Origin of the sequence: Fodinibius sediminis (assembly GCF_900182555.1) — a bacterium.
Taxonomy (GTDB): domain Bacteria; phylum Bacteroidota; class Rhodothermia; order Balneolales; family Balneolaceae; genus Fodinibius; species Fodinibius sediminis.
Genome location: NZ_FXTH01000013.1, coordinates 28,631 through 49,549, shown reverse-complemented (window position 1 = coordinate 49,549; position 20,919 = coordinate 28,631). Strand labels below are relative to the sequence as shown.

18 protein-coding genes and 1 pseudogene are annotated in these 20,919 nt (G+C 52.5%); 6 read left to right on the top strand and 13 right to left on the bottom strand.

The genetic code is table 11. The features are described from left to right. Positions 1-205: 205 nt before the first annotated feature. Together FN808_RS14065 and FN808_RS14060 are read right to left on the bottom strand one after the other, a co-directional pair. Positions 206-1,051: a nucleotide excision repair endonuclease gene (locus FN808_RS14065; RefSeq protein WP_142715250.1), complete on the bottom strand. Its 846-nt coding sequence runs from the start codon at positions 1,049-1,051 to the stop codon at positions 206-208. Positions 1,052-1,233: 182 nt separating this feature from the next. Continuing rightward, entirely contained in the window at positions 1,234-2,565 is a 1,332-nt protein-coding gene (locus FN808_RS14060) for a DNA polymerase Y family protein (RefSeq protein ID WP_142715249.1), read from the bottom strand. Between the two features lie 70 nt (positions 2,566-2,635). Between FN808_RS14060 and FN808_RS14055 the strand changes: the two genes are divergently transcribed. Beyond that, positions 2,636-2,977, top strand: a complete 342-nt coding sequence (locus FN808_RS14055) for a hypothetical protein (protein WP_142715248.1) — start codon at positions 2,636-2,638, stop codon at positions 2,975-2,977. Here FN808_RS14055 and FN808_RS14050 read toward each other — a convergent pair whose 3' ends face one another. The 6 genes and pseudogenes from FN808_RS14050 to FN808_RS14030 all read right to left on the bottom strand — a co-directional run bounded on the left by FN808_RS14050 (position 2,978) and on the right by FN808_RS14030 (position 8,937). Then, complete coding sequence (locus FN808_RS14050) at positions 2,978-3,625, bottom strand: LexA family protein (protein WP_142715247.1); 648 nt, start codon at positions 3,623-3,625, stop codon at positions 2,978-2,980. A gap of 102 nt (positions 3,626-3,727) precedes the next feature. Next, positions 3,728-4,351 (bottom strand): ABC transporter permease, encoded by a 624-nt coding sequence (locus tag FN808_RS19130; protein WP_221930059.1) that lies wholly within the window; start codon positions 4,349-4,351, stop codon positions 3,728-3,730. Next, positions 4,327-4,935, bottom strand: coding sequence for an ABC transporter permease (locus FN808_RS19125; RefSeq protein WP_221930058.1), 609 nt, complete (start codon positions 4,933-4,935; stop codon positions 4,327-4,329). Before FN808_RS19125 ends, FN808_RS19130 begins: the two co-directional genes overlap by 25 nt. 167 nt (positions 4,936-5,102) lie before the next feature. Continuing rightward, positions 5,103-5,699 (bottom strand): annotated as a pseudogene (locus FN808_RS14040) (ABC transporter ATP-binding protein); the annotation flags it as partial. Beyond that, complete coding sequence (locus tag FN808_RS14035) at positions 5,699-6,901, bottom strand: efflux RND transporter periplasmic adaptor subunit (protein ID WP_142715245.1); 1,203 nt, start codon at positions 6,899-6,901, stop codon at positions 5,699-5,701. The pseudogene FN808_RS14040 and the gene FN808_RS14035, both read right to left, overlap by 1 nt. A gap of 218 nt (positions 6,902-7,119) precedes the next feature. Continuing rightward, entirely contained in the window at positions 7,120-8,937 is a 1,818-nt protein-coding gene (locus tag FN808_RS14030; RefSeq protein ID WP_142715244.1) for an SLC13 family permease, read from the bottom strand. A 331-nt stretch (positions 8,938-9,268) separates the two neighbouring features. On the opposite strand from FN808_RS14030, the gene FN808_RS14025 reads away from it, so the two are divergent. Together FN808_RS14025 and FN808_RS14020 are read left to right on the top strand one after the other, a co-directional pair. Beyond that, complete coding sequence (locus FN808_RS14025) at positions 9,269-10,165, top strand: SMP-30/gluconolactonase/LRE family protein (protein WP_142715243.1); 897 nt, start codon at positions 9,269-9,271, stop codon at positions 10,163-10,165. A 154-nt stretch (positions 10,166-10,319) separates the two neighbouring features. Next, on the top strand, positions 10,320-11,279 hold the full coding sequence (locus FN808_RS14020; RefSeq protein ID WP_221930057.1) for a carbohydrate-binding family 9-like protein: 960 nt from the start codon (positions 10,320-10,322) through the stop codon (positions 11,277-11,279). 129 nt (positions 11,280-11,408) lie between these two features. Here the strand turns inward: FN808_RS14020 and FN808_RS14015 are convergent, their stop codons facing one another. Continuing rightward, a complete protein-coding gene (locus FN808_RS14015; protein WP_142715242.1) occupies positions 11,409-12,131 on the bottom strand; it encodes a hypothetical protein in 723 nt (240 codons plus the stop codon). An 85-nt stretch (positions 12,132-12,216) separates the two neighbouring features. Next, positions 12,217-13,335 carry a hypothetical protein gene (locus FN808_RS14010; RefSeq protein WP_142715241.1) on the bottom strand — a complete coding sequence of 373 codons (1,119 nt, stop codon included), beginning with the start codon at positions 13,333-13,335 and terminating at the stop codon, positions 12,217-12,219. Between the two features lie 517 nt (positions 13,336-13,852). Here FN808_RS14010 and FN808_RS14005 point away from each other — a divergent pair. Genes FN808_RS14005 through FN808_RS13995 form a run of 3 tightly spaced genes read left to right on the top strand, consistent with a single transcriptional unit; the run spans position 13,853 to position 15,912 of the window. Beyond that, a complete protein-coding gene (locus tag FN808_RS14005) occupies positions 13,853-14,419 on the top strand; it encodes a hypothetical protein (protein WP_185958426.1) in 567 nt (188 codons plus the stop codon). Positions 14,420-14,457: 38 nt separating this feature from the next. After that, a complete protein-coding gene (locus FN808_RS14000) occupies positions 14,458-15,411 on the top strand; it encodes a transporter family protein (RefSeq protein ID WP_142715240.1) in 954 nt (317 codons plus the stop codon). A 39-nt stretch (positions 15,412-15,450) separates the two neighbouring features. Further along, a complete protein-coding gene (locus tag FN808_RS13995; RefSeq protein WP_142715239.1) occupies positions 15,451-15,912 on the top strand; it encodes a MamS/MamX family magnetosome protein in 462 nt (153 codons plus the stop codon). A 168-nt stretch (positions 15,913-16,080) separates the two neighbouring features. On the opposite strand, the gene FN808_RS13990 is transcribed toward FN808_RS13995, so the two are convergent. The 3 genes from FN808_RS13990 to FN808_RS13980 all read right to left on the bottom strand — a co-directional run bounded on the left by FN808_RS13990 (position 16,081) and on the right by FN808_RS13980 (position 20,907). Further along, on the bottom strand, positions 16,081-17,865 hold the full coding sequence (locus FN808_RS13990; protein WP_142715238.1) for an ABC transporter ATP-binding protein: 1,785 nt from the start codon (positions 17,863-17,865) through the stop codon (positions 16,081-16,083). Between the two features lie 12 nt (positions 17,866-17,877). Then, complete coding sequence (gene rnz / locus FN808_RS13985) at positions 17,878-19,101, bottom strand: ribonuclease Z (RefSeq protein WP_142715237.1); 1,224 nt, start codon at positions 19,099-19,101, stop codon at positions 17,878-17,880. Between the two features lie 75 nt (positions 19,102-19,176). Continuing rightward, a complete protein-coding gene (locus FN808_RS13980) occupies positions 19,177-20,907 on the bottom strand; it encodes an ABC transporter ATP-binding protein (RefSeq protein ID WP_246068365.1) in 1,731 nt (576 codons plus the stop codon). Positions 20,908-20,919: the final 12 nt, after the last annotated feature.

The following is a 20,919-nucleotide window of genomic DNA, read 5'->3' as shown; positions in this document are numbered from 1 at the left end:
TCCTATGGCAGGTTCCCAAGTTCATCATAACATGCGGAGGATACCTTATATATAACAATCAGTTGTTTCTTTCCAATTCCAAAACCAGATCTATTCCCAGAAAACGCCGGATCCAGCCCTTTGCCACCGGAATGCAGAATCGATATATAAATTATTCTGTTGCCCGGGGGCAACAGCTATTATATTTCGAAAGCCCCTGTACCACTTAGTCTTCAAAGGCCAGCATCACCAGGTAATCATCAAGTTTCTCCTGTGGAATCAGGCTATTGCCCAGTCCCAGCATCTCCCTTATTTTAAAATTTCGCCGGGCGGCTCGGTCATAAAACCACCGCAGGGCTTCCATATCCTTTAAAATAAGTTTACCAATAAATTTTTCCAGCCGGCTGTTATCCAGGTGATCCTCAATGATCCGGTATAAAAGCCGATCAGAGCTCCCGTAAAAATAATCATGAAGCAGGGGGTGCCGGGGCCGTGCCACCTCCAGGCGGTAGTGGACGGGCGTGAGGCTGCGGGTCAGCTGCACCGGAAGGTCAAAAGGAGTACCAACAAGCCGTTCCATGATATACAGCTGCCTCAGCAGTGCACCCAGCGCACGACGAACCCGACGGTGCCCCTTGAAGGCCCCGTAGGTATGCCCGCGCGCTTTCTCGCGTAGATCCATGTTCAGGTCAAAAACGATTTCCTCCCGCTCCGGCACCGCCGATATATAGTAATAGGTTTCCGGGGCCTTCTTTGCATGGTTGAAAGGCGGCCGGTGCCTGCGAATCAGTTCATTCTCCCTCAGCAGGGCCTCCTCTTCCGAGGAGAGTTGCTCGAGGGTGATATGCTGCACCATGCGTACAAGTTTCCAGACCTTTCGGCTGCAGTTGGCACCGCTGGCCCGCCGATAGGTGAACAGGCGGCTGCGCAGGTTTTTAGCCTTGCCTATGTACAGGAGATGGTCTCCCCGCCCAAACATCTTGTAGATCCCCGGCGCGGTCGGAAGCTTTTCAAAAAAGGCTTTGCCCAGCCGTTCCTCCAGTGGATTTTCTGCCTCAAAAAAGGATGTCATAGGACGGTATTATTTATAGTAATGATCTCTTCCCGCAACCGGGGGGGGCATGCGAACAGCACCCACCATTATCAGCTGAAGCTAACTATTTCGGTTATTATTTATAAATAGCAACAAGGATCTCTCTGCACCTTCTTTATCCCATCCACTCCACAGCCGATCGATTTCCGCCCGGTTTCGAATCAGCTCCTTTCTAAAAAGTGGGTCTTCCCTTCCACCCCATACTTCATGCTGGCTTTCTGGATGGTTCCCTTGCCGTATTCATTATTGATTGCATCTTGAGCCAGGTAGAACTGCCGCATCTTCTTATTCTCGCTGAAAAACAGTTCCTGCTGATGGGAGCGGTCCAGCTCCAGCGTCCCGAGTCCGACCCCCCGCAGGGCAAACCCATTGGCCAGCAGACGGGCCATCCTCGGGCGGGCCTGCTTCATGCACGCCCGGTAGATATAATCATCCAAGTTGGTCCTGCCGGCGGTATTAAACCGAAATTTATCGCCTGACCATTTTTGATCCTGCACCCGCAGATAACAAAAATACTTGTCCGCTTTCACCCCGTATCCCCGCATGCGGTAGCACAGCTGCTGTATGCCCTTCATAATCTCTCCCTCCACCTTGTCCGGATTCTTCGTCCAGTCGCTGAAGGTGTGCATGTAATTCAGCAGTTCAGGAGGCGGCGATTCCTCGGTAAGCACTCTTGCCCGATCTTTGCCGGCAATCATCTCATAGACGATTTTTCCAAAATATTCCCCGAACTGTTTCTGGAACAGGGGATAGCCGCGCTCCAGCCCGTCGGCGATGGTAATGAGCCCCTCCTTCCTGAGCTTCGCATACCGCCTGTTCCCGATCCCCCAGACCTCATCCAGCGGCAGCGGGTAAATCAGCTCTGCTGCATCTTCTTCATCATACACAATGGTAATTCCCCTGGGCTTTCGGAGATCACTGGCCAGTTTGGCATACGTCTTGGAGCGGGCAATGCCTATGGAACAAACCAGGTGCAGCTCATCATAGAGCTTATGCTTAAGCCGATGGGCATAATCTTCCAGCACTGCCCGCGATGCATCCTTCAGAAAGTTGATGTCAATGAAATATTCATCCATGCTGTATTTTTCAACATCCATGGCAAACCCCTGGAGTACCTCCCGGACCAGGCGGCTCATCCCCTCGTATTTCTTGTAGTCGGCCTGCACCCCTACCAGGTAAGGACATATCTTTTCGGCCTCATAGGCACTCATGCCGGTCTTCACCCCAAAAGCCCGGGCCTCGTAGCTGGAAGTGGCGACGATGCCCCGGGGCGTTCCGTCCGGTTTGTACCATCCTCCCACATACAGCGGCATCCCGTACAGGTTATAGCACAGCTGTTCAACCTGGGCATAGAAACAATTCATGTCCACATGAAGGTATAATCTCGGCTCCATGGAGGTGTGCTGCATGTCACGGCTGACACACCGGTAATCCGTAATCTTGTGAACATCTTCGTGAACATCATAGGTGCCGGGCTCAATTCCAATCATCATATTAGGGCTTGACTTATACCACTATTTATATATAAAATAATACTAAAAATATATAATTTACAGGAGTGTTATGAGTGACAACAAAACCCCTATCAATGAACGTATTAACGTGCAGGTGGCCTACAAAAGCTTTGCGGACGAACGAACATTCGGGATCCGTTCACTGGTCGGGCAGCGCAAAATGATGCCTCTTCGTTTCTGGCGCAAAAAAGGCAGGGAACACCAAATTGCGGAGTTGCGGGCCACCCGTCCCCACCGGAAAGGAACAGGCCCCGAGGGTACCACCCAGATCCACTATGTCGTTCGGACGACCGAAGACCGGTACTTTGACCTCATGTACGATGTAAGGTCGGTGGAATGGCGGGTCCTGTATGAGCTGGATGATCAGATGATGATTGAAAAACCGGGATAGCTATACTTTGTGCAATCCCTTTTCATTGATGTGTCCCACATACTTTCCGATAATATTGACCTCTTCAAATTCACCGGGCTCAATCATGATGGGCTCAAAATCCTCATTGGCGGGTTTTAGTTTCATCCCGGTGGGGGTACTGTAAATACGTTTCAGGCTGGTTTCCCCGCGGTAGCGGACGGCGCCAATGTCTCCGTCAAAAATATCCGTCTGGGCAAGCAATACAATGTCCCCGTTGTTGATACCCGCCTCCTTCATGCTCTGTCCCGAAACAACCACAGCTTTCATCTTCCTGTAATTCGGAAGGATTGATTTAAGCGTAACCCGCCCCAGGTCCTCTTCAACGGCTTCCTGCATCCCGCCGGCCGTAATCAGCCCAACGATGGGAATCCCGTATTCCTCGCTATCCTCATCTTCCAGCAGGTTAAACTTCTGGACCGGATGAAAATCGTACTCCCCCCATTCTGCCTTGACCAGGTAGTGTTTTTTTATCAGCGCTTCATACAGCTGGGTCACACTCCGGGGCGACTTAAACCCAAACGCATCCATCAGCTCCTGATGCGAAGGCCACTGGTCATACTCCCGGGCATACTCAACCAGAAAATTAAAAAAATCCTGTTGCTTCGTCGTCAGTGATGGATATTCCATATATAATATTTATTACTAATTATATAAAATGATACTATCCGTCAATATTAAATTCAAGTCAAATTTATGAAAGCGGTATTTCCATCAGGCAAAGGGGGCAGGCTATTCGTAGCGCAGGGCATCAATTGGATCCATGAGAGCGGCCCGCCGTGCCGGAAAAAAACCGAAGACCACCCCGACAATGCCGGAAAAAAGAAAGGCGATAACAACAATATTCAGATTAAAGACAAAAGGTACGCCCAGCACAGGTGCTACGAAAGCCGCCAGGCCCAGACCCAGCACGATGCCGATAATTCCCCCGAACAGCGACAGTATGATCGCCTCAATCAAAAACTGGAGCAGGACCTCGCGCCCGAGGGCCCCAATGGCCAGGCGGATACCGATTTCACGGGTTCGCTCGGTAACCGATACCAGCATGATATTCATGATCCCTATGCCGCCCACCAGCAGGCTGATGGCCGCAATAGCCCCCAGGAAGGCCGTCAATGTACCGGTGGTACTGGCCACCGTGCTGGCTATCTGGGCCATGTCATCCAACTCAAAGTCATCTTCCTCCCCTGCCCTGATACGCCTGCGCTGACGCATAAGTTCTGTAACTTCCGTCTGTATCTGCTGTGAGTTCGCCCCGCTCTGCAGGGATATATAGATGGTACCCACATCTGTATTGCCCAGTATCCGCCGCTGAAGCGCCTTGATGGGCATCAGGATAAAATCATCCTGGTCCATTCCGAATGTTGACCCCCTTTGCTTTTCAGTACCCCGATGACGGTACAGCTTGCGGTTCCCACCCTGATCCTGGCATCGAGCGGATCCTGGTAGCCGAACAGCTTCTCCTTGACAGTGGCTCCCAGTATGCAGGAAAGCCGTCCCCCCACCAGTTCGGCTTCCGTAAATTCCCGTCCCGATTCAAGCTCCCACGATCGTGCAGACAGGTAGCTATTGTCGGAACCCATGATGCTCGTTGACCAGTTTTCATTGCCATATACTGCTGTAGTTGCACTGGACGATACCGGTGTGGCACCCGCAATGCCGCCAACCTCCTCGTTGATAGCCTTTGCATCCGCACGTTTAAAAGGTTCGGCATCCCTCGGGATCCCCCCGTGCCTGCCCCGGATTCCGGGACGTAAAATAAGCAGGTCGCTGCCCAAACTGGTAATTTCACGCGTAATCTGCGATGTTGCACCCCCGCCGAGGGTCACCATGCTGATAACCGCTGTTACCCCTATCACGATACCCAGGATGGTCAGAGTCGACCGCAGAAGATTCCGCCCGATGGCAGTGATGGCGAGCTTTATGGTATTCCAAATCATCGCTTTGCCCCCTCCCTTTGCTGGTCATTCAGGATTTGTCCATCCAGGAAGTGAATAGTGCGATCAGCATAGGCGGCCATATCCGGTTCATGGGTAACCATCGCAATCGTCAGCCCCTCATCGCGATTCAGCTGCAGCAGAAGTTCCATGATTTCCACTGCTGACCGTGAGTCCAGGTTGCCGGTCGGTTCGTCGGCAAGCAGCAGCTCCGGGTCGGTAACGAGGGCCCGTGCAATAGCCACCCGTTGCTGCTCGCCCCCGGAAAGCTCGGCAGGTGTGTGATGCTCACGCCCTTTCAGGCTAACTGCTGCCAGCGCCTGCATGGCGCGGTCCATCCTGGAGGACTTACTGAAGCCGCGGTAGATCAACGGCATCTCCACATTTTCCAGGGCGGTGGTCCGTTTTAGCAGGTTGTACCCCTGGAAGACAAAACCGAAGTAGTGACGCCTCAGCAGGGCCCGCTGGTTACGGTCTAGATGACCTACCTCTACCTCCCGGAACCGGTAGGATCCAGCAGTGGGAGTATCCAGGCAGCCGATCATATTCAGACAGGTTGATTTACCCGACCCGCTGGGACCCATGATGGCCACAAACTCCCCCTGGTAGATCCGCAGGCTTACTTCACGCAGGGCCCACACCCGGGCGGGGCCCTCCCCGTAGATTTTTGTTATACCGGAAAAAGATACCAATGGCAGCCTGCCGTTGTTCCGGGAAGGGTATTTTTTTATAATGCCGTCGGGTGCCGATGCCGCGTTCCTGTCCATTATTCCCCGCTCCTGATGTTGACCAGAAGAGACTGCCCCGGCTCTACCTCCCCCGCCAGGACCTGGGTATGCCGACCGTCACTGATCCCCGGCGCTATCGGAATCGCCTCGAGTGTGTCGTTCCTGAGGGTCCATACAACGGTTTGAGCCGGATCCCTGCTTTTTCCCGGCGGCGTGAACCGGAGAGCGCTGTTGGGGACCAGCAGTGCTCCTTCCAGCCGGCGGGTAACGATTTCTGTCGTAGCTGTCATCCCCGGACGCAGCAGCATATCGGTGTTATCCACATCCAGGATCGCCTCATAGGTAACCACTCCTGACGCTGTCTGTGGCGCGAAATACACTTTTGTAATTGCGGCGGGAAAGGTAGTGTCTGGGTAGGCATCCACTGTAAACGTTGCTTCCTGGCCTTCCCGCACCCGGCTGATATCGGCCTCATCCACATCCACATGCAGTTCCATCCGCCTCAGATCCTCAGCCAGTGTAAACAGGACGGGCGTCTGGAAGGAAGCGGCCACCGCCTGTCCCGGCTTAATATCGCTGGTCAATACCACGCCGTTGACCGGCGATCGGATGGATGCCTTTGAAAGGTTGGTCCGGGCCATATTCAGCGCAGCACGGTTTACGACAATCTGGGCATCGGCACTGGATACTGCTGCCTCTGCCCGGGTCAGTGCCGCCCGGGCCGTCTCCAGTTCCTGCTCGGATAGCAGTGCCTGTCCAGCCAGACGTTCCGCCCGTTCGGTCTTGCTTTGCTGTTCTTCCAGGCTGGCCCGTGCCTGCGCCAGCGACGCTTCCGAAGCCTGCAATCCCGCCTCTCCCTGGGCCACTTCGGCTTCCAGTCGGTCGGTGTCAATTTTTGCCAACAGCTGTCCGGCTGTTACCCGGTCGTTATAATCCACATACACCGATTCGATCAGGCCCGATATTTCACTGCCAACCTCCACCGTATTTACAGTCTGCAAATCCCCGGTAGCTGAAACTACCAGCGTCAGCTCCCCGCGACTTGCTTCATCCATAACATACGGAGGCTGCCCGGGCTCTGACAGATACATCCACCCCCACCACACCGCAAGCAACAGGCCGGCTGTTAATAATACATAAAATAGCTTGCGCCCTCTTGAGGTGCTTCTGTTTCCCCGGGCGTCGATGCCAAGGGTTTGTTCTAACTTTTCCGATGTAGCTTTGGTGGAGGGCTGCCGCATAGTTGTCCTCGCTCCGATTTTCTCACCGCAAATTACATTTCAGCCCGCTGGATTTGGTAACCGGGTCTTTCCAGTCTGGTTATAGCAAAAATAAGCAACCATTCGCGGAAGCATCCACAGACTATTCCCAATGTACCCGTAGTCGATATCCCGACAGCCGGCAGAATGGTTTCCAGAGCCACGGAAGACTAACGGCCACCCTCCCTCTGCCCCAGCAGTTATTGCATCGGCCAGATGATCGGGGTCAGAATAATAATGACCGTCCACAGTACAAGCTGCAACGGAAAACCCACCTTGAAAAAATCAGTAAACCGGTAATTCCCGGGCCCATACACCATCAGGTTGGTCTGGTAGCCGATGGGCGTCAGCAGTGACATCGAAGCAACGAGGGTAATGCCGATGAACAGCCCGCGGGCTTCAAACCCTTGGCTTTCGGCCACCGATAACACAATCGGAAACATGAGGGCCACAGCCCCGTTGTTGGTAATGATCTCCGTCAAAATGGCTGTTACAATCACCATGCCCGCCAGTACCGCCCTCGGACCATAGGCACTGGTGAGGTCGACCATCCAGCCGCCGATCATCTGTGCTGCGCCGCTGACCTCCATCGCCCTGCCGAGGCCCAGGGCCGCCCCGATAACGATCAACACCGTCCAGTCAACCGATTTACGGGCTTCACCGGCTTCAATAACATTAAAAGTCAACAATACCGCCACACCCAGAATCCCCGCCAATGCAATATGCAGGATACCAGCTGCTACCAGCCCCACGATTCCCACCAGCACCCCGACCGAGACGTAAAGATCCCTTCCACCCGGCCGCTGCTCCTTGATATCGGCCGTTTCCCCCGGTCCCTCGCCCCCCGCCTCGCTGGTCAGGAAGAAATCTTCCGCATCTTCATAAGCGCCGTGGAAGCCCCGCCCGGTATCCAGCAGCAATACATCCCCGGGATGCAAGACAAACTCTCCCAGGGGCTGATCAATACGTTTTCCGCGGCGGCGAACGCCTGTTACCGCGGCCCCGAACCGTTCCAGCAGGTGTGCTTCCTCAATTGTAGAACCTACGAGCCGCGACCCCTCCTTAATTACCACCTGGTGGAGCTCCCGGTCCTTTCGCTGTTCCTGCCGAATCTCCCGTGGCGGTTGCAGGGCAAGACGGAGACCCGGATAGTCGGTCAGCGACGGCATTTGGGCTGCTATGCCGCCCTGGGCCGCATAGAAAAGATGGTCTCCGGCCCGCAAGCGTTCTCCTTCCGGCACAGGGGCAATCTCACGGCCATTGCGATTGATACGCGAAAGATAAAAACCGGGAAACAGGTCCAGCCCCACCTCCTCCACGGTTTTACCCGCCACCCCGGCCCCTTCTTCTATTTCAATCTCTACCAGCAGTTCGCGCTTGCGTTCTTCTTCATAACGGATATCACGCCGGGCCGGTGTCATGCTGGGAGAAATAAAAATCAGGTAGGTCAGGCCCACCGCGGCACACGGGATCCCCAGCCAAGCCAGCTCAAAAAATGCAAACCCCTCATAGCCATGATTCTGCAGCATGCCATGGGTAATCAGGTTCGTACTGGTTCCGATGAGGGTGCAGAGTCCTCCCAGAATGGCTGCAAACGACAGCGGCATCAGCAATTTGGATACCGGGATCTGATTTTTCTGGGCCCAGCTTCGAATAGCCGGAATCCCCATGGCTACAATGGGGGTGTTGTTCAGGAAGGCCGAGTAGGTGGCGACACTCGGGCAGAGACGGAGCAAAATCTTCTGAATATTCCGGGTCTTCTTGCCGAGTATAAACTCGCTGGCCCGGTCGAGTGCCCCGCTCTCTCTCAGGGCCGCGGCCACCACATACAGGCTGCCCAGTGCTATAAGGGTGGTATTACCAAAGCCCTCCGCCGCCTGCTCCAGGCTTATGACGCCACTAACGGTCACTACAGCCAGTGCCGTAAGCAAAACGGCATCCGGACTCCACAGATCCACGGCCAGTCCCACAAAGGCAAACAACAATACCCCAAAAATTAACAACTGATCAAATCCCATGAATATATATTCGTCTGTGGTTACGGAATCTTTTTTAAAGCTGATAACGATCACCGATCAAAAATTCCGGCAGCGGCTCGCTCAACAGAATGTACTTAAAATTAAGGTAATGCGAACAACCCATATATTTAAAATAAATTAAATGAAAAATCACTCTTTCCTTCAGTTATGAGAAAAATGCCCCTGATCGGCAATGTTTCGGCTTCGCGGATCACTCTGTTGTATATTTCCCGTCGCGAAGTCTCTTTTTGCTTTAATTGTCTAAAGTAATTTACTTCCTGTTAGATAACAGGGATACCAAAAATAACCACAGGGCAATCAATTCAATATTATGAAACAGATTCTATTTATCATACTCGCAGCACCGTTACTTGTCATCAGCGCATGCAGTTCAGGGCAGGACGAACAACAGGAGGAAAGGCCCGGGCAGTCTGCCGAAGCGAAAGGCATCACCGCTTCACTCAGCGAGGTCTGGACCACCGGACGGACGGAGCTCATCACCCCGGAATGTGCCACCTTTGATCCTGAGCAAAATGTATTCTATATCTCCAACCTGAACCGGGACAACAATACCGAGGATGACGGCTATATTTCGATCGTCAATGCTGACGGAACCATAGAAAACGCACACTGGACCGATGGGCTGGGTTCCCCGCTGGGCAATGATTTCCATGGCGACTACCTGTATGTCAGTGACAACGGACAAATTGTTCAAATTGACAGGAAAACCGGAGCGGTAAGCAACCGGATCACAATTGAAGGGGCTTCTGACCTGAATGGTATCGATATTGCCGGCGATGGAACCATCTACACCGCTGATTCTGACGGCAATAAAATCTTCAGGGTAACTCCGGAGGGCGAAGCGGAACTCATACTGGAAGACGAAAAACTCAATACGCCCAACGGGGTTCACGTGCAGGGCAACCAGCTCCTCATCGCCTCGTCCGGCAGCGGCAGCCTGCTCTCCCTCGACCTCAAAACCAGTACCCTTTCGACCCTTGTGCCGGAAGGCCTGGGGCAGGCGGATGGCATTATAGCCCTGGAGGGAGGACATTTTCTCGTATCCAGCTGGTCGGGCGAAGTCTATTTCATCAACAGCGATATGCAGCAAACACAGCCCCTCCTCGATACCAGTGCCGACAGCATCAATGCCGCTGACATTGGCTATATTCCCCGCGACAGCCTGCTGGTGGTTCCGACCTTTTATGATAACCGGCTGGTAGGCTAAAAGCTGGATTACTAAGCTTTGACCGGGGCTTCCCGCACGGCAAATTCCAGTCATCTGCAGGTGCACGGCTGCGGAAATAATCCCGGCTTTTAACCGTAGCTGCCTGCAGGCTAGCCCAATCCGTTCACTGCAAATACACATTTCAATATCTGAGATGAACTATTTTCAGCTTTTTCCCCTGCTCCTGCTGTTGTTGATGGGGATCTCCCTGTCCCCGGAAGGCAGCCTCAGCAAGGAAGACCCGGAGCATCCTCCTCGGGCTCTCGTTTTTCCCGTAGCCGACACAAGCAACGTCGCCGGCGACTGGCCTTTCCCGTGTCCCCGTGATTCCATTAAGCGGTACACGGCCCGCCATATCTCTGCGGCCCCGGAGATTGACGGGCGGCTGGACGAAAAGGTATGGCAGCAAACCGACCGATCGCCCAAATTCGTGGATCTCATTACCGGCGGCCAAACCATCCATGATACCCGCGCGGCGGTACTCTGGGACGATAAGAACCTCTACGTGGCGTTCTGGCACGAAGAGCCCTTTGTGCAGGGCTCCCTGACTGAACGGAATGCCCCCCTGTACAACGAGAACAACTCGGAAGTGTTTATTGCCGGGCGGGATGCATACTACGAATTTGAAATTAATGCACTGGGCACCCGCTACGAGGCGTTCTTCATATGGGAGGAAGCCTACGAAAGCGGGGGGTTCGATGCTCATCCGTCCTTCCGGCGATCCAATCCCCTGGTCAGAGAATTTAACGGGGTGGGCTTCAACAGCCATCCCCGCGGAATGCGGCTGGGGTCCTGGGATTTCCACTTTCCGGGACTGAAAAGCGGCGTCTTCGTCGACGGTACACTGAATGACAACAGCGACCGGGACCGGGGCTGGACGGTGGAACTGGCCTTCCCCTGGCACGGCATGAAATGGCTGGCCAAAGCGGATCAGCGGGCGCTGCCGCCCGAAGACGGCGACACATGGCGCATTGATTTTTCCAGGTTCAACCCCTACAAGGAAGCCCCGCCTGCCAGCGACTCGGGCGGATGGACCTGGAGCTCCCACGGCGTGTGGGATTCCCATATCCCCGAATGTTTTCCCTTTATTACCTTTTCCCGTACATCTCTGTAAGTACCATCGGCGCCTGACCATTCATTATTCCGGCAAACACAAACGGGAAATGTCAAATCAAAAAGCCTGTCTTATCCTATAGATAGAAGACAGGCTTTCTTTATACCAATGTACCCGGCAGGCAGCCGATTATTTTGCCTGATGGACCTGCAGGTTTCCTTCATAGACAGCGATGGGATAGCCTTTGGGGAAATGGTCCGGAATGTGGCACGGCGCCATGCCCGAGCCATATAGCCGGTACTGCAGGCGATCGGCCTCGGCATTGTTGCCTTCCCCGTTGTCTTGTATGGAAAACAGGAAGCATCCGCGGTCAACGGTGCCGCCGGTTACCTCGCCGCCGAAGAACAACTCATGGGGTTCCCTTCCGGGCTCCACCCATGTGACGGAACCATTGAAATCAATGCCTTCGTAGGTTCCCAGCCCGGCAAAGGTAACGTCGCCCCGGGTCATCTTTTTGGCCTGAGCATTAAACTGGACATAAAAATCGCGGGCGGGCCGATTGCCGCTGCAGCCCTCGCCGCCGGTGTGCTCGTCGTCGTTATGGCCGTCATCAACATGATCATCGCTACAACTGTCATCTGTCTCCACCTCGCCGTCGTGAGTCTCATGGTCGCCCCCGCAGTCCCCTTCTTCGTGGTCTCCCGGTTCTTCGTGTTCTCCGTCCTCACATCCCTGCCAGATTGCCGAAAATTCGCCGGTCGCCATAAGGCCGGACCAGGGGCGTTCCCTTTCCTTTTCCAGTTCAAGGAGCAGGCTCTGCTCCGAAGCGGAATCTTCGTAATCCAGGGGAGAATCACATCCTGCCAGCATTCCAGCAGCCAGTACAATACTTAAAATCATCGCCCATTTCATGGTAACACCTCAGATTTATAGCCTGTCGGCCGATGTACAAAGACCGGCCGACAGGAGATTTTATTTTAAATAAATTCAAACGGTTTTAGCGTCCGCCGGGACCTTGTCCCTGTCCGCCACCGCTACCGGCGTTGTCGGGCTTTCCTCCGCCACCGCCGCCGCCTTGGCCCCCACCCTGGCCGCCACCTGGCTTGCTGTTGCCATTTTTAAGAGTAAGGCGAACATCAATATAGGTCAGGTTGTTATCGGCAACTACATGCGCTACGCCACCGCCTAATTCTGGCTCTTCAGCCACCACTACTTCTTCCTCTTCTTCGCGAGGTACAATGCTGGTGCCACTGGTAAAATCAGTATTGTAGGTTACCGGGCTGTTTGAGTCCAGTACAAATGTAATACGGTAGTCGCCGGGACCCGCAGCCGTTTTCCGGGTTACCCAGTTATATCCGTAAATAACCTTGCCCTGAACGTTAATTTCGGCCGAATAGCCCCCGGGGCCGTCAACGGCATCCCAGACACCGCCTTCAAAGAGCGGTTCGCCCACATCTCCTGTCCACTTGGCATTAACCGGATCCCAGGTCGTACTCAGCGTGGGATCATCCCGGTCTTTCAGCAGCTGCTGTATCACCAGTTTGGCCGTACCCGAATAGACCGTAGCTTCACTGCTGGGATAAATCACCCCATTGGTTCCCCATACTTCACTGAGGCCCGACTGGGTTGGATCTTCAATCTGCATCGTATAGCCGCTAAGGGGGGTACTCAATGTTTTAAACAACACGGTTTCTACACGTACCTGGGCCCCGAACGGCCAGGCCCGGGCTTCCAGGTTGTCGCCCCAGTCAATACTGGAAACCACAAGAGGTGTTTCAAAGCCACCTTCCGTCACCGCATTCACATTTTCGGCCTGCCATTCGTTAACCGGATCATTCTGTACATGCCAGTCAAACCCATCAGCAGTAAAAAACTCTCCGCCAAATTGGCTCGTTAATTCTGTACCTCTCAATGTCTTTTGTACTCCGTCTGACCAGATAACTGGGAAGGACAGGTTATTGCCGTATTGTTCTCCCGTATCCCCGGGCTTTGCCATTTCGACGGGGTCAATCGTCAAACCGGCTTCCTCGCTGGAGGTCGTGAGTTGATCCTCACACGACCAGAAAACCAGCATCGAAATTAATATTACCGATAGATGAATCCTGTGTTTTTTCATCCCTATACCTCTTAATTACTAAGTTTTTATTTTTATTAGGTGTGCTAAAAAAGCACCTCCTGCTTCTTCATACATAAGGTACTGCCCCCGGCCACACCTGCACTGTGCTGTAAATACTGTAACCCCATGCGGGTTATTATGATCGAAGCTGTAGGGCTTTAGAGCACCATACTGTGGGTATATAATGATGCCGTGGAATTCCATTGCAGCAGTTTATTACCGTGCAGTCACTTACAACTTCAGGCATGCAAAGCCGACGCAGGCACCCTCCTTGTTCCCATGCACTGAAAACGCCCGGTACTTTAAGTGCATTGTTTAAGTGCATTGGCAGATACTGCACGAAGCGCCGTAACCGCTCCATGTTGTAGTATTTTATCCTATAGGCGGCCGGGCCAATAAACTACATGCCATTCGGGAATACCTACTCATTCCCCTGTCAGGGCGATGTATATACTATCCCTGTACAAGAGTACCAGAATCTATAATTACCTAACAGATACTTATTGAGGAGACTATTATGAAAAGGACAATCAACGTAATCAGCTCTGCATTTTTGATGTTTCTAATGCTTACCACAGCCGCTTTTGCCCAGCAAAAAGGCCAACAACAGCAGCAGCAACAGCAGATGCAACAGCAACAACAGATGCAGCAGCAAATGCAGCAGCATCACCAGCAGATGCAGCAAATGATGCAGCGAATGAACCAGCTCCAGGAGCGAACGCACACGATGAATCAGCAAATGAATCAAAGCATGGAGCAGGCTCAGAACGAGCAGATGCGGAACCAGTATCAGAATATGCATCGCTTCGGCGAACAGCTGGGACTCACCCTCGGCAATATGAAAAATGCCGCCGAACGGTGTGACCAGATGTTACAGAACCGCGACATGGTTCGCGACCAGGATATGCAGCGCGATATGGATCAGCTTCGCCAGCGCCTCCATGAGATGACTGACCAGGCTGAAGATGCGGTGGAGACGATGGATCGCATCCGGCTGCGGCTCCACGACCAGGATCAAATGCAGGACCCTGATCAGGATCAGGACCGCGACCAACTCCAGGACCGCGATCAAATCAACAACTAACGGATCACTGACTGGTAACTAATGAAGGGGGCCGTAACATGGATCTTTTACATTCCAAGCGGGGTTGGTTCATACTGATGATGAGTGCCGGCTTTATGCTCACAGCCGGCCGGTCCCGGGCACAGGATCTTTCCTATTCGGGAAGTCTTCAGTTTTCAACCGGTTCCTATTTCTTTGATGAAAGCACTGCTAGCTTTTCCTTCTCCAATGGATTTGGGATAGCGGGCGAGAACCTGTCGGTTTCCTTTTCCGTCCCTTTTATCGTGCAGAATTCTCCCTGGATTTCCTATGGAGGAGCCGGGTATATCCCGACCGGCGGTCCGGAACACAAAGTGGTCCGTGACTCTTCAGGTCGGGGGCCCGGTCCAGGCGGTAATGGGGGGAAAGACGGCGATGGAAGTGGTGGAGGCGGAGGAAAGCATATAATGAATGCTACAGGCAGCGACATCGGCTACCAGGCCGAAAGTGGGACTGATGTGGTACTTCCGGATACCAGTTCCTATACCCAAAGCAGTTTCGGTGATCCTACACTCTATGCCAACCTGAAGCTGTATTCCTCCCTTTCGGGCGCAACAGCCATCCGGCTAAATTCGGCTCTCAAATTTCCACTGGCCGATCCCAGCAGCGGTTTCGGTACCGGCGAATGGGATTACGGGATCGGCGTGTCGGCCTCCCGGAGCATCAGCAGCTATTATTTCATGGCAAACATCATGAAATGGTGGTTCGGCGATCTGCCGGATCTGGAACTTCAGAATCCGTTGACCTACAGCTTTGGAATCGGTCGGTCACTGGGGGGCGGAAGCTGGCTTATCAACGGCACGTTCACGGGATATACGGAGGTTATCGATACCTATGATCCTCCCCGAAATCTCAACCTGGGCATCGGCTATTTTGCTTCCCAGCATGTGTCGCTTAACAGCACCCTCAGCTGGGGATTAAGTGAATCATCCTCCGACTTCTCCATGGGACTTGGCTGGAACATCAGATTTTAGCAGATACATTCTTCATGAACCCATTTACAATCACTTGCCATGAAACCATTATTTACCTCTTTCAGTTTGACGCTTATAATTTGCCTGATAACCGTACCCACCCTGTGGGCGCAGCGGGGTATGGGACGGGGCCAGGACGCCATGCAATCCTATACGCGCCCCTTCGATACGACCACCGTTGAAACGATCAGCGGAGAGGTTATGGAGGTCACCTATACCGCAAAGAACAGAAAAGCCATTACAACGGGGGTTCACCTCCTGCTGCAAACCGGGGAGGAAACCGTCCCTGTTCACCTTGGTCCCGCCTGGTTCATCGACCGTCAGGAGCCATTTAACAAGGGCGATACCATAACAGTAACCGGCTCCAGGATTACCTTTAACAACGATCAGGCCATCATTGCTTCACAAATAGTGCGCAACCAGATGACGCTTCAGCTCAGAAACCGGGAAGGATATCCCCTGTGGAAGGGCTGGAGACGCAGTCAAGGCGTAAGCAACTAACTGGGGGAGGCTTAAGAGAGAGAAGAGAGAAAAAGAGACAATACCTAAGTCCTGTTACGGACTATTCAATAAGAGAGAGCAGCACAGATGTTCAACCGGAAGGATTGGCCTAACCTGCCAATCCTTCCTTGGTTGGGCACTGAAAAAAAGAACCGTATTCATTCACGGTCAGGCCGATTTCGAGGTTGGGATAAGCTCTTCTTTGTACTGCAGTTCGTAGAGCTTCCGGTAGATGCCCTTCTCCTTCTGCAGCAGCTCTCCATGGGTGCCTTTTTCACGAATCTTTCCTTTGTGCATCACCAGAATCTGATCAGCTTCATGTATGGTGGAGAGCCGGTGGGCAATGACGATGGACGTGCGATCCTCCATCAGCTGGTCACAAACCCTGTTGACAATATCCTCGGTCTCCGAATCGATGTTTGAAGTCGCTTCATCCAGCACCAGGATGGTCGGATCATAAACCATGGCCCGGATAAAACAGATCAGCTGCCGCTGTCCCATTGACAGGGAGGCGCCGCGCTCGCTCAGCTCAAAATTGAATCCGCCGGGCAGCTTGTTGATGAAACGATCGGCCTCCACACTCCGTGCGGTCTTTATGACTTTCTCCTCCGATATCTCCGGATTGCCAAGGGTAATGTTATCCATGATTGTGCCCGAAAAAAGCGCATTTTCCTGTAGAACAAGTGCAAAATTGGATCGCAGCTCTTCCAGGGTGAGCTCCCGGATGTCGACCCCGTCCAGGAAAATTTTGCCCTTGTCAATATCATAAAATCGCATCAGCAGGTTGATAATCGTCGATTTACCCGCCCCCGTCGCTCCCACAATAGCTATGGTTTCGCCCGGTTGGGCCTCGAAGGAGACATCGTCAAGCACCGTCTCCTGCTCGTTATAGCCAAACGACACTTCATCAAAGCGAATATGTCCCCGGGGCTGATCGATGTGCCGGGGCGTTTCAGGGTCGGTAACTTCGTTGGGCGTATCCAGCACATCAAAAATACGTTCTGATGATGCCAGCGCCGACTGCAGCGTATTAAACTTCTCCGAAAGTCCCCGGATGGGACGGAAAAAATCGCGTACATACTGTACAAAGGCCAGCAGTATCCCGAAGGTCACCTGATCCATGATGGCCCGGCCACCGCCGTACCAGATCACCAGCGCCATGGCCAGACTTGCAATAATCTCAACAGCAGGCCAGAAGATGGCGAAATAGAAGATAGTGTCGAGGTAGGCCCCCTTATAGCTGTCGTTGATAGCGCGGAACTTGCCGCGCTGGCGATCTTCCTTGTTGAACAGCTGTACAACAGCCATTCCGTTGATAAGCTCCTGGACAAAAGAATTCAGTCGGGCAATCTGGTCGCGCACGTTCAGGAAGGAGACGCGGACCTTCGCCTTGAATAAAAAAGTCGCATAAAATAACAGCGGCAGTACCGATATGGCTACCAGCGAGAGTTCCCAGCTCATGCTGAACATGAAATACAGGATAAAGAAAATCCGGAACATATCGCCGATTATATTAACGACACCATCACTGAGCAAGTCGCTAAGCGCTTCAATATCACTGGTGGTACGCGTTATCAGGCGGCCGATGGGATTCTTGTCAAAGAACTGCACATGCAGCGACTGGATCTTCTTGAAGACCGCATTCCGCATATTGAAGAGCGTACCCTGTCCGAACCAGCGCGTCAGGTAGGTATTGATAACCAGCAGGATGAATTCTCCCACCAGCGCACCAATCAACAGAACAACAATCCACAGTAACCCCTCGAAATCGTTATTGCGGATATAATCGTCGACCGCAACCTGGGTCAGCTTCGGGCGGATCGTGCCCAAAAAGGAAGCGGCAAGCGTAAGGGCTATGCCCAGAGCGACATACCAGCGGTACGGTTTTATAAATTGATAAAGCCGCCGAAGTAAATGGGTATCGACGGCATTATCGTTCTGCTTGTTGCTCACGCTGAGAATGGTTTAGAATCGATCGAAATCGTCGAAGGGGGTGCGTGGAGTGATCTGTTTGGGTTTTCGTTCACTGCCCCCGTTGTCTCCTCCCCTGCTCTTATTCCCGTTTGATCCCCGGGACTGGCTGCTGCTGCGACTTTTCCTGCTGCGACGTTTTTTGCCGGGCGAATTCTTGCGTTTGCGCATCCGGCGCTTCTTCTTGCTCTTCACCCGTTTTTTGCGCTTTGAGTTCTTCTTGTTCTTGCCGCCCTTGTTATTGTTGTCCCGGTTGATTTCTTTCATATAAACCTTCGGCTTGATAATACCTTTTTCATGAGCCGGGTCGGTAAAGATGGGTCGCAGCTCTGTAGCAACCCAGGTTGGGAAGAAATCGTCTCGCGCTTCGCGCAGCAATACATACTCATTGGTATAGCGTGCGGAGAAATGGGTGATCACCAAGAGCTTGGTCTTGGCTTCGTTGGCTACCCGTGCTGCATCCTTGGCAGTGGAATGACCGGTTTCCTCGGCCTTGTCGGACAGGCTTTCGCTGAACGTAGCCTCGTGCAGGAGAACGTTTGTATTTTTAGCCAGCTTTACCGAGTTGGGACAATATTTGGTATCGGTAATATAGGCGAAGCTGTCGCCCGGACGCGGGTGCCCGACAATATCCGCCGATTTTACCACGGTTCCATCGTCCAGCTCCACATCCTTGCCGGCCTTCAGATCCTTGTACTGCCAGTCTTCGCTGATTCCCTGTTCCTGGGCCTTTTCGGCATCTACCTTGCCGGGCAGATCTTTCTCCTGCAGACGGTAGCCAATACAAAACTTGGAATGGTTCAGGGGACGCGCTTCCACATAATAGTCGTCGGTATCTACCACCCGCTCATGTTCAAAATCGTCGGAAAGCTCTACATACTCAATCTCATAGTTTAGCTTGATGTTTGAAAACTCAAAGTTCCATTCTATGAACTCACTTAGCCCCTCGGGACCTACAAGCGTGATTTTCCGATCGCGCCGCTGCAGCTGCAGGGTCGAAAGTAATCCAATTAACCCTGCATAATGATCGGTATCAAAATGAGAGATAAAGATATAGTCTATTTGAGAACGCTTAAGTCCGCCCTGCAACATACGCATCTGCGCATTTTCTCCACAGTCGAACAGAAAGACACTCCCTTCCCTCCAAACGGCTACAGATGATAAATGCCGGGTAGCTGTTGGCGTTGCAGATGCAACACCTAATGGTACAATAATCATGATCTATTCCTATTTTTTTTAAATCATGCTGCGGTCAAGCAACTGATCTTGTAAATTGAATATTACTATTAGTAATTATATTTCTGCCAACTCTTCTTCTATGAGTTGTTTATTATACATCACTGAATAACGACCTTCTGCTTCTAACAATGTTTCGTGCGTGCCCTTTTCTACAACTGTTCCATCTTCGATATAGTATATAATATCTGCATCTTTTATGGTGGAAATCCGATGACTGATCATCACGGTTGTTCTTCCCTTCAGCTCCTGCCTAAGATGTCGAAGAATGGATTCTTCCGTTTTGGTATCGACAGCACTCAATGAATCATCCAATATAATAATTTCTGGATCACGAATCAGGGCCCGTGCAATGGCCGTACGCTGCTTTTGTCCACCGGAAAGTGTTATTCCCCGTTCTCCTAATATAGTCTCAAATTTCTTCTCAAAATCCAAAATATTATCCCGCACCTGCGCTTTCTCCGCAGCATCTTCAATATCCTGCTGAGTAGCACCTTCCGTGCCAAAGGCAATATTTTCACCGATGGTATCAGAGAAGAGAAACGTATCTTGGGGAACAAGACCGATATGCTGCCTTAATAGCTCCAAGGGAATTGACTGAATATTCGTTCCATCAATAAGAATTTCTCCCTCCGTCACTTCGAACAGCCGGGGAATCAGCTCCACAAGGGTCGTTTTCCCACTGCCGGTACGGCCGACAATCGCCGCATTCTGCCCGGCTTTGATCTTCAGGTTGATATCCCGGAGCGCATATTCTTTGGCACCGGGGTATTTGAAGGAGACGTTCTTGAATTCGATATCCCCCTTGATGCTGTCAATTTCGTAGTTGGTGCCCGCTTTATCGGCAATGCCCACTTCTTCGGTCAGCATCTCATCAATGCGTTTCCACGAGGCCATCGCCTGCTGGAACCGGTTCACGGTATATCCCAGCGAGGCTACCGGCCAGGTCAGGTAGGCAACGTAGATAATATATTCCATGATATTACCCACCGTGAGCGTGCCTTCAATAACCAGCTGCCCGGCTTTCCAGACTACAATCACTACCGAGAGTCCGATCAGCAAATTCAGTGTTGGGTGAAAAAGGGATTCAACCAGATCCAGTCGCAATTTCTTTTTCCGGTAGCGCTCGCTCTCATGTTCAAACTGTTTGCGCTCATAGCCTTCCCGGTTATAGGCCTTGATAAGCCTGATGCTTGTAAAAGATTCCTGGGCACGGCCGGCGATGGTGGAATACTGCTCCTGGATGATACGTGAATAATCATTGATATAGCCGCTCACCCAGTAGGCAAAGGCCGACAGGAACGGCAGGGGCAGCAGGGCCCAGAAGGTCAGCTCCGGACTCACAATCACCATCATCGTGATGATGAAACCCGCCCGGGTGAAGGTATTGATCGTATACATGTAGGCCGGGCCGAAGTATTCCCTCACCTTGGAAACATCTTCTGTTGCCCGCACATAAATCTCGCCGGATTTATATTTGCTGTAAAAGCGCTGCGGCAGTTTCAGAAGCTTGTCAAAAATATCGTTGCGCAGGTCAAATTCAATTTTGCGCGAGGCTACGATAAGGGTCTGCCGTGTAGCAAAGAGAAGGATACCTGACAATAGCACAGCCCCCACCAGCAACAAGGCATTCTTTGCCAGAGCCCAGCTGGCATCGCTGCCGAAGAGAACCTCCAGAATACTGCTGAAACTGTCGGGAGATCGGTCGAGCTCGATGGCCGACACTTGGTCCACCGTTCGCCGCAGGTATACGGGAATCCAGACCAGGAAAAAGTTCGAAGCCGTCAAAAACAAGGACCC

Excerpts from the sequence above, each read along its gene's own strand:
- FN808_RS14065 (WP_142715250.1), bottom strand. The coding sequence starts at position 1,051 with ATGACATCCTTTTTTGAGGCAGAAAATCCACTGGAGGAACGGCTGGGC.
- FN808_RS14060 (WP_142715249.1), bottom strand. The coding sequence starts at position 2,565 with ATGATGATTGGAATTGAGCCCGGCACCTATGATGTTCACGAAGATGTT.
- FN808_RS14055 (WP_142715248.1), top strand. The coding sequence starts at position 2,636 with ATGAGTGACAACAAAACCCCTATCAATGAACGTATTAACGTGCAGGTG.
- FN808_RS14050 (WP_142715247.1), bottom strand. The coding sequence starts at position 3,625 with ATGGAATATCCATCACTGACGACGAAGCAACAGGATTTTTTTAATTTT.
- FN808_RS19130 (WP_221930059.1), bottom strand. The coding sequence starts at position 4,351 with ATGGACCAGGATGATTTTATCCTGATGCCCATCAAGGCGCTTCAGCGG.
- FN808_RS19125 (WP_221930058.1), bottom strand. The coding sequence starts at position 4,935 with ATGATTTGGAATACCATAAAGCTCGCCATCACTGCCATCGGGCGGAAT.
- FN808_RS14035 (WP_142715245.1), bottom strand. The coding sequence starts at position 6,901 with ATGCGGCAGCCCTCCACCAAAGCTACATCGGAAAAGTTAGAACAAACC.
- FN808_RS14030 (WP_142715244.1), bottom strand. The coding sequence starts at position 8,937 with ATGGGATTTGATCAGTTGTTAATTTTTGGGGTATTGTTGTTTGCCTTT.
- FN808_RS14025 (WP_142715243.1), top strand. The coding sequence starts at position 9,269 with ATGAAACAGATTCTATTTATCATACTCGCAGCACCGTTACTTGTCATC.
- FN808_RS14020 (WP_221930057.1), top strand. The coding sequence starts at position 10,320 with ATGAACTATTTTCAGCTTTTTCCCCTGCTCCTGCTGTTGTTGATGGGG.
- FN808_RS14015 (WP_142715242.1), bottom strand. The coding sequence starts at position 12,131 with ATGAAATGGGCGATGATTTTAAGTATTGTACTGGCTGCTGGAATGCTG.
- FN808_RS14010 (WP_142715241.1), bottom strand. The coding sequence starts at position 13,335 with ATGAAAAAACACAGGATTCATCTATCGGTAATATTAATTTCGATGCTG.
- FN808_RS14005 (WP_185958426.1), top strand. The coding sequence starts at position 13,853 with ATGAAAAGGACAATCAACGTAATCAGCTCTGCATTTTTGATGTTTCTA.
- FN808_RS14000 (WP_142715240.1), top strand. The coding sequence starts at position 14,458 with ATGGATCTTTTACATTCCAAGCGGGGTTGGTTCATACTGATGATGAGT.
- FN808_RS13995 (WP_142715239.1), top strand. The coding sequence starts at position 15,451 with ATGAAACCATTATTTACCTCTTTCAGTTTGACGCTTATAATTTGCCTG.
- rnz (WP_142715237.1), bottom strand. The coding sequence starts at position 19,101 with ATGATTATTGTACCATTAGGTGTTGCATCTGCAACGCCAACAGCTACC.